The sequence below is a fragment of the Shewanella zhuhaiensis genome, from assembly GCF_022484835.1.
GTDB classification, from domain to species: Bacteria; Pseudomonadota; Gammaproteobacteria; order Enterobacterales; family Shewanellaceae; genus Shewanella; species Shewanella khirikhana.
The window spans coordinates 554,130-566,541 of sequence record NZ_JAKUDL010000001.1 but is presented as its reverse complement, the minus strand read 5'-3'; the positions used below and the strand labels follow the sequence as shown (position 1 = coordinate 566,541).

Sequence of the window (12,412 nt, the reverse complement as noted above, 5' to 3'; positions counted from 1 at the left end):
TAACTGGTTATCGCGTTGATAATTATAAAAAGATGGCCTTAAGCCGGTTCATATCCAGATGCTGCTCCAGGGTGTCGGCGAGGCGATTGAGCTGCTGCTCACGGTGCGCATCCAAAGATACTGCTACCTCTTCGCCCTGATAACCCGCCCAGGCAAGCACAGCACTCAGCGCCTCGGGGGTATCAAAAATCCCATGCAGATAAGTACCGAACACCGCCTCATCGTCGCTGATGCAGCCCCTGTCTGAGGCCGGGTTACCGGCGTCATCGGTCAAAAACAGCGGCCGGGTCAGCTTGCCGAGCACACTGGTGTGGCCGCAGTGAATTTCATAACCCTTCAGCGCCACATGGCACTCGCCCAGAGTCAGTTCACCGGTCACATTGGCCAGCACCTTGCCGGGCTTAAGCTCGGTGATAAGCGGCAAAAACTCCAGCCCCTCGCTGCTGCCGGGGGCCTCCTCTATGCCCTCGGGGTCATCGATTTCCAACCCCAGCATCTGATAACCACCGCAAATGCCCAGCAGTTTGCCGCCGTACCTTAAGTGCTTTTTAAGCGCCTTATCGAACCCCTGCGCCTTGAGGCATTCAAGATCCGCCCGTACATTTTTGCTGCCGGGCAGTATCACCAGATCGGCACCCGCCAGGGCATCCGGGCTGGTGTTCTGGATCTGCAGATAATCGAAATCCACACCGGGGTGCAGCCGCAGCGGGTCAAAGTCGGTGTGGTTGCTGGTTCTTGGGTACACCAGCACCCGCACCTTAATGCGCTGGTCTTGGAGGCTCGAAGGCGTAAAGGGCACCAGCGCATCTTCGGCATCCAGCAGCAAATTATGCAGATAAGGCACCACGCCCAGCACAGGCTTGCCGGTATGGGCCTCAAGCCAGTCGAGCCCGGATTGAAGCAGGCTGATATCACCGCGAAAGCGGTTGATGACAAAGCCTTTAACCCGCTCACGCTCCGACTCGGACAAGAGCGCCAGCGTGCCCACCAACTGAGCAAATACCCCGCCTTTGTCGATATCGGCCACCAGGATCACCGGGCAATCCACCGCCTCGGCAAAGCCCATATTGGCGATATCGTTTTCACGCAGGTTAATCTCGGCGGGGCTGCCGGCACCTTCCACCAAAAGGCAATCATATTGCCCACACAATCGTTGATGGGAGTCCAGCACAGCCTCCATCGCCATGGCTTTATATCCCTTGCCAGCCTGGCCAAAAAACTCGGCGGCTTCCAGGTGAGATAAGGCCTTACCCTGGACTATCACCTGGGCGCGGCTGTCGGAGGCGGGTTTGAGCAGAATCGGATTGAAATCTGTGTGTGGCTCAAGGCCACAGGCAATGGCTTGCAGCGCCTGGGCGCGGCCAATCTCACCGCCGTCTGTGGTGACAGCACTGTTGAGCGCCATGTTCTGTGGCTTGAAGGGTGCGACCTTAACGCCCTCGCGGGCGAGTATCCGGCACAGACCGGCCACCAGGGTGGTCTTGCCGGCATCCGAGGCGGTGCCCTGGATCATGAGTGTGGCGCATGCCATGGGTTATCCTCCCATTTGGGGCAACTTCTTTGCTTTCCTGATAGTTACCGTTTCATCCTTGAGGCTTAGCGGCAATCCGGCCACCACTAAGGTGACCTTGTCAGCGAGGGCGGCGATGGCCTGATTTAGCCTGCCCGCTTCGTCAACAAACTGCCTGCTGAGCTCGCCAAGGGGTACTATGCCCGAGCCCACCTCATTGCTGATAAGAATAAGCTGCCCCTGAAATCCTGCCAGTGTGGCCAGCAGTGCATCACGGGCATCGGCAATACCATTGGGGTTCGAAACAAGACACTGGGTGAGCCAGAGCGTCAGGCAGTCCACCAGTACAGGTTTCTCGCTGCGTGCCAGTTCATCGAGGCGCCTTGATAAATCAAATGGCGCTTCAATTACTTGCCAGTTAACACCCGACTCGAGCCTGTCGAGTTTGTGGCGCTCGATGCGTGCAGCCATCTCGCCATCACCGGCAAGCGCAGTGGCAAGATAAATGCCTTCATTCGCCAGTTCGCGGACACAGTTTTCGCCAAAACGGCTCTTGCCGCTGCGGGCACCGCCAAGTACCAGATGGATCACGACTGGCTCCAAAGAAGCAGCAATGCCAGATACAGCGCCAGCTCGAGGATTTGCTGGCAGGCTCCCAGAGTGTCACCTGTGTAGCCGCCGATATGACGCTTCTGCCAGCGGCCAAGCAGGCTGCGGGTGATAAAAAGGGTCGCCAGAATCACCAGCGTGGCACCAATGCCGGTGAGCAGCAGACACACCACAGCGGCGCTCAGCATCAAAAACAGCACCTCGTCCCAGTGCATTGATTGCGCCAGCGGCTTGGATTTACTGGCATCGTCATCCCGCACATAGGTGTGGCTGAAAATAAAACTGGCGGCAAAAGCGCGGCTGAGGGTATGGCCCAAAATCAGCGCGCCCACCACGCTGGACGCTGAATAGAGCGCGAGTTCACTGAGTAGCTGAAACTTAAACAGCAGCGCCAATATCAGCGCCAGAGCACCATAACTGCCAAGGCGGCTGTCTTTCATGATGTCCAGCTTGCGCTCACGCTCAAAAGCGCCGCCAAAACCGTCGGCGGTGTCGGCAAGACCATCTTCATGAAACCCACCCGTAATAAGCACCGACGCCACCATGGCCAGCACCACCGCCACGCTGGGCGGGAACGCCAACTGCGCCAGATAAAACACCAGCGCCGACAGCAGCCCAACCAGGGTGCCCACCAGTCCGAAATAACGGCTGGCGCGGCTAAGACCTTCGAGGCTGTATTCCAGCCGTACCGGCACAGGGATACGGGTAAAAAAGGTGAGCGCCAACAAAAACAGCTCGAGTTCACGCTTGAATGACATACGTCTTATACCTTCTCAATCCCTGCATCATCGAAACTGGCCATTTCGCGGTAGAAGTTGGCCGCCGCCTGCACCAAAGGCAGCGCCAGCGCCGCGCCAGTGCCTTCGCCCAGTCTGAGCCCCAGGTCCAGCAAGGGTTCGGCCTTGAGGTGCTCAAGCATCAGCCCATGGGCACGCTCGCCGGAGCGGTGGGCAAAAATCAGATAATCGCGGCACTCAGGGTGCATTTTCACCGCCGCCAGCGCAGCGGCCGTGGCAATAAAGCCATCGATAATCACCGGGACGCCAAGTTCTGCCGCCGCCAGTACCGCGCCGGTCATCTCCACAATTTCAAAGCCGCCGACACAGGCAAGCACAGATTGCGGACTGGTTAAGGTGTCCAGATGTAACAGCAGCGCCTGCTCCACCAGCATTTGCTTGCGCTTGAGGGTGGCGGCATCCACGCCGGTGCCGCGGCCGACACAGTCTTTGGCTTCAAGCCCCAGCAGCGCGGCCATCATAGCCGCTGCGCTGGAAGTATTGCCAATGCCCATCTCGCCCAGACCAATCAGGTTACTGCCCTCGACAACATGGGCTCTGACCCGCTCGCGGCCGAAATTAAGGCCGTGTTCCACCTGACCAAGGGTCATGGCAGCACGCTTGTGGATAGGGCCAGTGCCCGCCCCCAGGCGACAATCTGTTACCCCAAGACTTGGGTCCGGCGCCGTTAACATACCGGCATCGATAATTTCGATTTCCCAGCCAAGCTGACGACAAAACACATTGATGGCCGCGCCGCCACGGGCAAAATTCGCCACCATCTGCGCGGTCACTTCCGGCGGCGCAATCGACACTCCGGCATTGGCAATGCCATGGTCGGCGGCAAACACCAACATGGCCGGACGACGGATCTGCGGCTCATCCCCAAGCAGACGCACCAGCGAAGCGGCGAGCCCTTCAAGCTGTCCCAAGGCGCCGGGAGGCTTGGTTTTGCCATCGATGCGCGCCTGAATGTCCGCATCCTTTTGCCTGTCCGGCGGTGTTATTTCAAACATTGCCTATCCTTATTCAAATCCTTTTACAGCTTGTTATTGACCTTTGCGACCAAGCAACAGCAGCAGGAAAAATCCACTGCCTATCACGGCGGTAATCACGCCCACCGGCAGTTCCTGAGCGGGCAGCAACGAACGGGCCAGCACATCCACCCACATCATAAACAGGCCGCCCATCAGCACCACAATCATAAGCGACTGGCGCCCGGGAAACATCAGCCGGGTGATGTGCGGGATCATTAAGCCGACAAAACCAATGCCCCCGCAACTTGCCACCAGCACTGCGGTCATCAGGGAACACATCAGCAGGCTGACTATCCTGAGCCTCGCCACCGGCACCCCAAGGCCATGGGCGGTTTCATCCCCGGCCGAAAGCGCCAGCAACTGGCGACGCATCACAGATAAAAAGCCAACAAACACCCCGAAGATGGTCCATGGCAACCAGAGCAGATCCCAACTGGCGCGGGCAAAACTGCCCAGACTCCAGAAAAGCAGTGAAGCTGTTACCTGAGGGCTTGAAAAATACAGCAGCAAACTGCCAAGAGCGCCAAACAGAAACGAGATGGCCACCCCCGAGAGCAGCATGCGCTCCACCTGACTTTGCAGCCCAAAACCACTTAAGGCCAGCACCATCAGCACCGAAGCCGAGGCGCCGGCAAAGGCTCCCAGCGGCAAGCTGATACCAGCTGCCGCTTCTACAAAGGCGCCGCCGAACAGGCTGCTCAGACTCATCACCACAATGGCGCCGAGGGATGCCCCCGAGCTGATACCAAACAGGTATGGATCGGCAAGGGGGTTACGGGTCACCAATTGCAGCGCCCAACCTGCCAGCGCCAGACCTGCACCGCAGACAAACGCCAGCAGAATGCGTGGCAATCTGAGTTCAAGCAGAATACGGCTGTCAAGATATGGCACGTCCGCCGGGCGCTCACCAATCAGGGCATGCAGGTACACCGACATGGCTTCGCTGAACTGAATATCCGCAGCGCCAAACATGCTGGCAAGCGCAGGGGATACCAAACAGGCCAGTACCAGAGCGGCCAGCAGATAATCACGCTGCCCGAGGGGCGTAAACAAGGCGCGGATACCGCTCATATGTGCGCCCCCAGACTTCGGTCGTAGCCGTAAAAGTAATGAATAAGCGGCTTGCCGTGCTGAGGATGGGGCTCAACGGTGCAGCACACCCCAAATACGTCGCCAATCAGGGATTCGGTCAACACCTGTTTTGGCGTGCCTTTGGCAATCAGCCGGCCGTGATCCAGCAGTAGCAGCTCATCACACAGGGCACTGGCAAGGTTTAAGTCGTGGATGGTGCAAAGCACAAACACATCGAGCCGTTTCAAAAGCTCCAGCACTTCAATTTGATAGCGCACATCCAAATGGCTGGTTGGTTCATCAAGGATCAGAATCGTCGGCCGCTGCACCAGCGCCCGGGCAATCAAGGCCCGCTGCTTTTCGCCGCCGGACAACTTGCCAAAGGGCTGCTTGCCATAACCTTCAAGACCAACCTTGGCAAGCGCTTCGGCCACCGCCTTTTTGTCGGCGGCGCTGTCGGCGCCAAGCCAGCCCTTGTGGGGAATAAGCCCCATTGCGACCACGGTTTCGGTGGCAAGGTCAAAAAGCGGCGGCAACTCCTGGGGCACCACAGCCACCAGCCGGGCAAAGGCCTTGCGGGAGAAGGCATCTATGTCCTGACCATTAATCACAATGGTGCCGCTGTCGGGGCGGATAAAACGGTATAAACAGCGCAGCAGCGACGACTTGCCCGCGCCATTGGGGCCAATCACGCCGTACATGCCACGACCGCTCAGGGTAAAGCTGAGCGAGTCCAGCAGCGCCCGGCCGTTCACCTGCCAGCACAGTTCATTCACCGTGATGGCGGTGTTCATAACAGAAAATCTCCCGCGGTATAGCCCGGGGGAGCAAAGTTGATAGGCATAAAACTCCTCCGGATAACCCGTCCGGATGCATAGGTTAAGTTGCGACAGATAAAGGCAGGTATCCTGACTCGAAGCACGGCTATTAACCCATAGCACACTTGCTTCACACAGTTGCGGGCACAGTCCGGGCTGGTACCAACAGGCACTCCCCGGTTCCCTTTTCACGTCGGGTTGGCTTAGCCCCCGACACCTTTACCCAATAATGTTCAAATTTGTGGCGACCACACGGCCACTAAACTGCAGATTATCCGCGCTTTAGCGCACAAGTTCCATATTCTGCCAGATAAGCTGCCCCTGCCAACCCTGAGCAGTGGCAAACCAGCGGGTTCGGACACAGGCGCCATGGGGAATATCGAGGCGATTATAAAAACCGGCGACTCTGTTCGCCCCAAGCAAGGAAGCCATCATGCAGCGAATAACACCGCCGTGGGTCACCAGCCACAGCCGCTCGCCATCCTGCACATCGCAAAGAATCTGAGCAATAACTTCATCGACCCGCGCCTCGAAGGCCTGCATTGTTTCACCATTGGGGGGCAGCTGGTTTCCGGCGTTCTGGTCCCAGGGGGCCTGCCACCAGGCCTCTATGGGTTCTTGCTGCCACAGCTCGTTAAGACTGCGGCCATCCCAGTCGCCAAAGTCCATCTCGGCAAGGCCGGGCTGCAATTGCACCGCTTGCCCCAAAGGCAGTGCCATCGCCTCAGCAAGCTCAAGGCAGCGACGCAGCGGCGAGCTGAAAATGGCATGGGGCACTGGCATGTTGGCAGCACGCTCTGCAATGGCCTGGATTGCCGACGGCTCTGGGGCGCTGTCGGTTTTGCCCCGCAGCACACCTTCGTTCTCACACTTGCCGTGACGCCAGAATATCAGCTCACAGGAAATCATACTGGCGCTCACCTCTGGTTGTTTATCCGCACTGTTTTTTCGCACCGTGGCCTGCTTGAGCGTTACTTGCTCCGGGGCGGACTTTTCGCGTATTATGGACGTCTATACGTATAAATGTCCAAATCAAATTTCTGCCCCGGCCAAAGGCTGCGCAGAAATCCAGCGCAGCAGCCTCGCCATAGCCTGTTTCAGGCCGTAAACTGGCTTTTGGCTCTATCGGCTCTGCCGTTTAAGAAGCCCAAAGCCCCACGGGGCGGCGCATTCAGGACTGAACCTTTTTGTACTTTGCAGGTGTTTTTATGGCAACTCCAGTGTTATCCCAGGCGACCAAGGCGCTTGCCCACAGCCGTCAACAGCGACTGAACGAGGATCTCTCCAACCGCATTCTTATCCTCGACGGCGCCATGGGAACCATGATCCAGGGCCACAAACTGGAGGAAGAGCATTACCGCGGCAGCCGCTTCGCCGACTGGCACTGCGACGTTAAAGGCAATAACGACCTCTTGGTACTCACCCAGCCTGAGATAATCAAGGGCATCCACCGCGAGTATCTGCTGGCCGGTGCCGATATCATCGAGACCAACACCTTTAACGCCACCACTGTGGCCATGGCCGACTACGACATGCAGTCGCTCTCGGCCGAGATAAACCTTGTTGGTGCCCACATTGCCCGGGAAGTGGCCGATGAAGTGGAAGCCAAAACCGGCATCCCCCGCTATGTGGCCGGGGTACTTGGCCCCACCAACCGCACCTGCTCCATCAGCCCGGATGTGAATGACCCGGGTTACCGAAATATCCACTTCGATGATCTGGTAACCGCCTACCGCGAATCCACCGCAGCCCTGATTGAAGGCGGCGCCGATATCATCATGGTGGAAACCATTTTCGATACCCTGAACGCCAAGGCCGCGCTGTTTGCCATCGAATCCATTTTTGATGAGGTTGGTCTGCGCCTGCCGGTAATGATTTCAGGCACCATTACCGATGCCTCCGGCCGTACCCTCACAGGCCAGACCACCGAAGCCTTTTACAATTCGCTGCGCCATATCAAGCCCATCAGCATGGGCCTTAACTGTGCCCTGGGGCCAAAAGAGCTGCGACCTTATGTAGAAGAACTTTCCCGCATCAGCGAATCCTATGTGTCGGCCCACCCCAACGCGGGCCTGCCAAACGAGTTCGGTGGCTACGATGAAACACCCGAAGAAATGGCCGACATCATAGTGCAGTGGGCCATTGAAGGCATGCTGAACATAGTCGGCGGCTGCTGCGGCACCACCCCTGAGCATATCCGCGTTATCCGCGAAGCCGTTGAAAAGCACGCGCCGCGCAAGTTGCCTGAGCTGCCGGTTGCCTGTCGCCTCGCCGGACTTGAGCCGCTCACCATCAGCGCCGATAGTCTGTTTGTGAACGTGGGTGAGCGCACCAACGTCACAGGCTCTGCCAAGTTTTTGAAGCTGATTAAAGAAGGCCAATACGAGACCGCGCTCGATGTCGCCCGGGATCAGGTGGAAAACGGCGCCCAGATCATCGACATCAACATGGATGAGGGCATGCTGGATGGCGAAGAGGTGATGACCACCTTCCTCAATCTTGTCGCCTCCGAGCCTGAAATCAGCAAGGTGCCCATCATGATTGACTCCTCCAAATGGGAAGTCATCGAGGCGGGCCTTAAGTGCGTGCAGGGCAAGTGCATCGTTAACTCCATCTCCCTCAAAGAAGGCGAAGCCAAGTTTATCGAGCAGGCCACCCTGGTGAAGCGCTACGGCGCCGCCGCCATCATCATGGCCTTTGATGAAACCGGTCAGGCCGACACCCGCGCCCGCAAAATTGAAATCTGTACCCGCGCCTACCGCATTCTGGTTGATAAAGTAGGCTTCCCACCGGAAGACATTATCTTCGACCCCAACATTTTTGCCGTGGCCACCGGCATCGAAGAGCACGACAACTACGCGGTGGACTTTATCGAGGCGGTGCGCGACATCAAGGCCACCCTGCCCCATGCGATGATTTCCGGCGGCGTGTCCAACGTGTCCTTCTCGTTCCGTGGCAATAACCCGGTGCGCGAGGCCATCCACGCCGTGTTCCTCTACCATGCCATTAAAGAAGGCATGGACATGGGCATTGTGAACGCCGGGCAACTGGCAATTTACGATGACATTCCGGCCGAGCTTAAGGAGCGGGTTGAAGCCGTGGTGCTTAACCTGCCCTGCCCGGTGGAAGACTCTACCAACACAGAGCAACTGCTTGAGATTGCTGAAAAGTATCGCGGCGGCGCTGGCAGCGGCGCCGGTAAAAAAGAAGATTTGGAGTGGCGCAGCCTGCCGGTGAATAAGCGCCTTGAGCATGCGCTGGTAAAAGGCATTACCGAATTTATCGACGCCGACACCGAAGAGGCCCGTCAGCAGGCCACCCGTCCGCTGGATGTGATTGAAGGCCCGCTGATGGACGGCATGAACGTAGTAGGCGACCTCTTTGGCGAGGGCAAGATGTTCCTGCCCCAGGTGGTGAAATCCGCCCGGGTGATGAAAAAGGCCGTGGCCTACTTAAACCCCTTTATCGAGGCCGAAAAGGTCGCGGGCCAGAGCAACGGCAAGGTGCTGATGGTCACCGTAAAAGGCGACGTGCACGACATCGGCAAGAACATCGTTGGCGTGGTGCTCGCCTGTAACGGCTACGAGGTGATTGACCTGGGCGTTATGGTGCCAGTGGAGAAAATCGTCGAAGTCGCCAAAAAAGAGAATGTGGACATTATCGGCATGTCGGGGCTCATTACCCCAAGCCTCGATGAAATGGTGCACAACGTCAAAACCTTCGAGCGTGAAGGCCTGACCTTGCCTGCCATTATCGGCGGCGCCACCTGCTCGAAAATCCATACCGCGGTCAAGATTGCGCCCCACTACCCCCACGGCGCCATCTACATCCCCGATGCGTCCCGCGCCGTGCCCATGGTGAGCAAACTCATCAACGAAGAGACCCGCGCAGCCACCATCAAGGCCACCTACGATGAATACGATGTGATGCGCGAAAAACGCCTGTCACAGGGGAGGCGCAAAGAAATTATCTCCATCGAGGCGGCGCGTGAAAACCGCTGCCAGCTCGACTGGGCCAACTACCAGCCCAAGGTGCCGAATAAACTGGGTATTCAGGTATTTGAAGACTACCCGCTGGATGATTTGGTTGACCGTATCGACTGGACGCCGTTTTTCCGCGCCTGGGAACTGCACGGCCACTTCCCGCGCATTCTCGAAGACGAAGTAGTAGGTGAAGAAGCCCGTAAACTCTTTGCCGATGCCAAGGCCATGCTGCAAACCATCATCGATGAAAAGTGGCTCACCGCCAAAGGCGTGATTGGCCTGTTCCCGGCCAATACCGTAAACCATGACGATATCGAGCTTTACGCTGACGAGAGCCGCACCCAAGTACTGATGACCACCCATCACCTGCGGATGCAAATCGAGCGGGTCGGCAACGATAACTTCTGTCTGTCGGACTTTGTTGCCCCCAAAGACAGCGGCGTGGCCGACTACACCGGCGGCTTTGCGGTGTGCGCAGGCCACGGCATCGATGAGCATCTGGCACGCTTCGAGGCCAACCACGACGACTACAATGCCATCATGCTTAAAGTACTGGCCGACCGTCTGGCCGAGGCCTTCGCCGAGCGCATGCACGAGCGGGTACGTAAAGAGTTCTGGGGTTACGCCAGCGATGAGAACCTCGACAACGAGGCGCTTATCCGCGAGAAATACCGCGGCATCCGCCCCGCCCCCGGCTACCCCGCCTGCCCGGATCACACCGAGAAGGGGCTCTTGTGGGATTTGCTCAAGCCCAACGAGTGCATTGACCTTAATATCACCGAAAGCTTTGCCATGTACCCCACAGCGGCCGTTAGCGGCTGGTACTTCGCCCACCCCGAGGCACGCTATTTCGGCGTGACCAATATCGGCAGGGATCAGGTTGAAGACTACGCCCGCCGTAAGGGGATGACGGTTGCTGAAACTGAGAAGTGGTTGGCACCAGTGCTTGACTATGACCCTGAATAAGTCGCCCTGAGTGATCAGGGTCGCGAATCACCCTATCGGGAATGAAAAACAAAAGCCGCTTAATGCGGCTTTTGTTTTTTGGGCTGGCGCCCAGAATCTTGCTGTATGCCTTTCGCTTCTAATCGGCAGAAAACTGGCTGCCAGCTTTGCCGCAACCAATCACCTGCGGTGTGCCGTTCGCATATCCCCATCCGTGACACGCTGCAAGTACGTCCCTGTAAGCTCAACGACAGCATCCTTGCTGTCGATGGTCACTACTGGGGATATGCCTAAATTTGGTGCTGCCTTCGAGCAAAGTGTTATGCCTGCCCCGTCTTTCCTAGAGATAAAATGTAAGCGAAGGATAAACCCAATATCCCTTGATAATCCATTGATAAATTTGTTTTTCACCCTCAGAAACAAACCCTTTCCAAATACGTTTTAACAGGCTTCGTAACTTTTCAGAAAAAGATGAGTTGACAGCCAAGCTCGCGAGATATTGACGCCCACCAATAGTTAATCCATGGATGATGAACGAAGTGTGTTCATCAGTATCTGTCTGCAAGCTTTTTGCTCGAATGAATCGTTGTTCCAACAGCATTTCGACAGCATAGGACAACTGGCCTAGGCTAAAATTTTTACGGGGAAGCTCATCGAGCGTCAGCACTTGATTAGTGGTTGAGTCTGCAAGAATGGTCAGAACATGGAGTTGAACATCAAGGTTGGGTTTCATCAGTCGATCTCCGATTGCTAGTTCAAAGAACATTTTATCAAGGACTGATAGAAATCAAAAAATGTTTTTATGTGTCAGTATCTTAGATTAACACAGCAAGAGCGAGCGGTTAATCACTGTCAGAATTCGCACAAAACATCAAAAGACAGGACAGGCAGATCTTTTTGCCAAGATATACGCAGGTGAGTCCGGAAGACACGCCTTTCTATCACTGCATTAGTCGCTTCGTGCGGAGGGCATTTTTGTGCGGTGTGGACGATTACAGCGGCAAAAGCTCTGAACATCGGCGGGATTGGGTCGAGTTCCGTTTGCTGGAGCTTGGTGCGGTCACTACTGGGGACATGCCAGTGTTTGGTGGCGCCTTCAGATACAGCCAGATGCCTGTCCTGACTAATGTTCAAAAACAAAAGCAGCATTAAGCTGCTTATTAGAACTGTCCCTAAAAAAACAAACCATAGGTTTGTGCTGGTTTAAGTCTCTTCTGGAGCCTCTGGATATTGCGAACGCAGGCAAGCCATATACACTTGCTCTGCGGTATCAGCTGCTGCTTGTAAATTACTATCATTTGGATTTGACATTGCTGCATCCGATGCCGAGAAAAAGCTATCTTGCTCTGAATAGCATCCAGCCGAAAAAGCGCTAACAGAAGTACTCAAAAATGAGCCAACTACTGTCCCGATAACTATCAAGCCTAAAATTCTTTTCATAAAAACCTCCATTTATGCTTTGATCCACTCCCTTCCTATTTGATTATGCTATCGACGACAGAAAGATATCAATAGTAAATACATACTAATTATAAACAACAATAACAAAGACACCCATGATTGTTGGTACAAACAATGAATAACAAAGACACCCACAATTGTTGGTAGCTTTCCCGAGGCTTGACTAGGCTTTAAACAAGCCATTGTCAGGAAGCGGGGAGGT

General features: G+C 56.1%; 10 protein-coding genes, 1 pseudogene and 1 riboswitch. Of the genes and pseudogenes, 2 read left to right on the top strand and 9 right to left on the bottom strand.

What is annotated here, in order from left to right:
* Positions 1 to 22: 22 nt before the first annotated feature.
* The 7 genes from MJ923_RS02390 to MJ923_RS02360 all read right to left on the bottom strand — a co-directional run bounded on the left by MJ923_RS02390 (position 23) and on the right by MJ923_RS02360 (position 6,775).
* Positions 23 to 1,531 (bottom strand): cobyric acid synthase, encoded by a 1,509-nt coding sequence (locus MJ923_RS02390; protein ID WP_240589759.1) that lies wholly within the window; start codon positions 1,529 to 1,531, stop codon positions 23 to 25.
* A 3-nt stretch (positions 1,532 to 1,534) separates the two neighbouring features.
* On the bottom strand, positions 1,535 to 2,101 hold the full coding sequence (gene cobU, locus MJ923_RS02385) for a bifunctional adenosylcobinamide kinase/adenosylcobinamide-phosphate guanylyltransferase (protein WP_240589758.1): 567 nt from the start codon (positions 2,099 to 2,101) through the stop codon (positions 1,535 to 1,537).
* Positions 2,098 to 2,877: an adenosylcobinamide-GDP ribazoletransferase gene (locus tag MJ923_RS02380; RefSeq protein ID WP_240589757.1), complete on the bottom strand. Its 780-nt coding sequence runs from the start codon at positions 2,875 to 2,877 to the stop codon at positions 2,098 to 2,100. The genes cobU and MJ923_RS02380 overlap by 4 nt, the downstream gene beginning before the upstream one ends.
* A gap of 5 nt (positions 2,878 to 2,882) precedes the next feature.
* Positions 2,883 to 3,911 carry a nicotinate-nucleotide--dimethylbenzimidazole phosphoribosyltransferase gene (gene cobT, locus MJ923_RS02375; protein WP_240589756.1) on the bottom strand — a complete coding sequence of 343 codons (1,029 nt, stop codon included), beginning with the start codon at positions 3,909 to 3,911 and terminating at the stop codon, positions 2,883 to 2,885.
* Positions 3,912 to 3,944: 33 nt separating this feature from the next.
* Positions 3,945 to 5,003, bottom strand: a complete 1,059-nt coding sequence (locus tag MJ923_RS02370; protein WP_240589755.1) for a FecCD family ABC transporter permease — start codon at positions 5,001 to 5,003, stop codon at positions 3,945 to 3,947.
* Complete coding sequence (locus MJ923_RS02365) at positions 5,000 to 5,797, bottom strand: ABC transporter ATP-binding protein (protein ID WP_240589754.1); 798 nt, start codon at positions 5,795 to 5,797, stop codon at positions 5,000 to 5,002. Before MJ923_RS02365 ends, MJ923_RS02370 begins: the two co-directional genes overlap by 4 nt.
* Positions 5,798 to 5,884: 87 nt before the next feature.
* A riboswitch (cobalamin riboswitch) is annotated at positions 5,885 to 6,057 on the bottom strand.
* A gap of 46 nt (positions 6,058 to 6,103) precedes the next feature.
* On the bottom strand, positions 6,104 to 6,775 hold the full coding sequence (locus tag MJ923_RS02360; RefSeq protein WP_240589753.1) for a histidine phosphatase family protein: 672 nt from the start codon (positions 6,773 to 6,775) through the stop codon (positions 6,104 to 6,106).
* 254 nt (positions 6,776 to 7,029) lie between these two features.
* On the opposite strand from MJ923_RS02360, the gene metH reads away from it, so the two are divergent.
* Positions 7,030 to 10,770, top strand: coding sequence for a methionine synthase (gene metH / locus MJ923_RS02355; RefSeq protein ID WP_240589752.1), 3,741 nt, complete (start codon positions 7,030 to 7,032; stop codon positions 10,768 to 10,770).
* Positions 10,771 to 11,089: 319 nt separating this feature from the next.
* Here the strand turns inward: metH and MJ923_RS02350 are convergent, their stop codons facing one another.
* Positions 11,090 to 11,482: a hypothetical protein gene (locus tag MJ923_RS02350; protein ID WP_240589751.1), complete on the bottom strand. Its 393-nt coding sequence runs from the start codon at positions 11,480 to 11,482 to the stop codon at positions 11,090 to 11,092.
* Between the two features lie 158 nt (positions 11,483 to 11,640).
* Here MJ923_RS02350 and MJ923_RS02345 point away from each other — a divergent pair.
* Positions 11,641 to 11,835 (top strand): annotated as a pseudogene (locus MJ923_RS02345) (transposase); the annotation flags it as partial.
* Positions 11,836 to 11,952: 117 nt separating this feature from the next.
* Here the strand turns inward: MJ923_RS02345 and MJ923_RS02340 are convergent.
* The gene (locus tag MJ923_RS02340; RefSeq protein ID WP_240589750.1) at positions 11,953 to 12,189 is read right to left on the bottom strand and encodes a hypothetical protein; all 237 of its coding nucleotides are present in this window, start codon (positions 12,187 to 12,189) and stop codon (positions 11,953 to 11,955) included.
* Between the last annotated feature and the right edge of the window lie 223 nt (positions 12,190 to 12,412).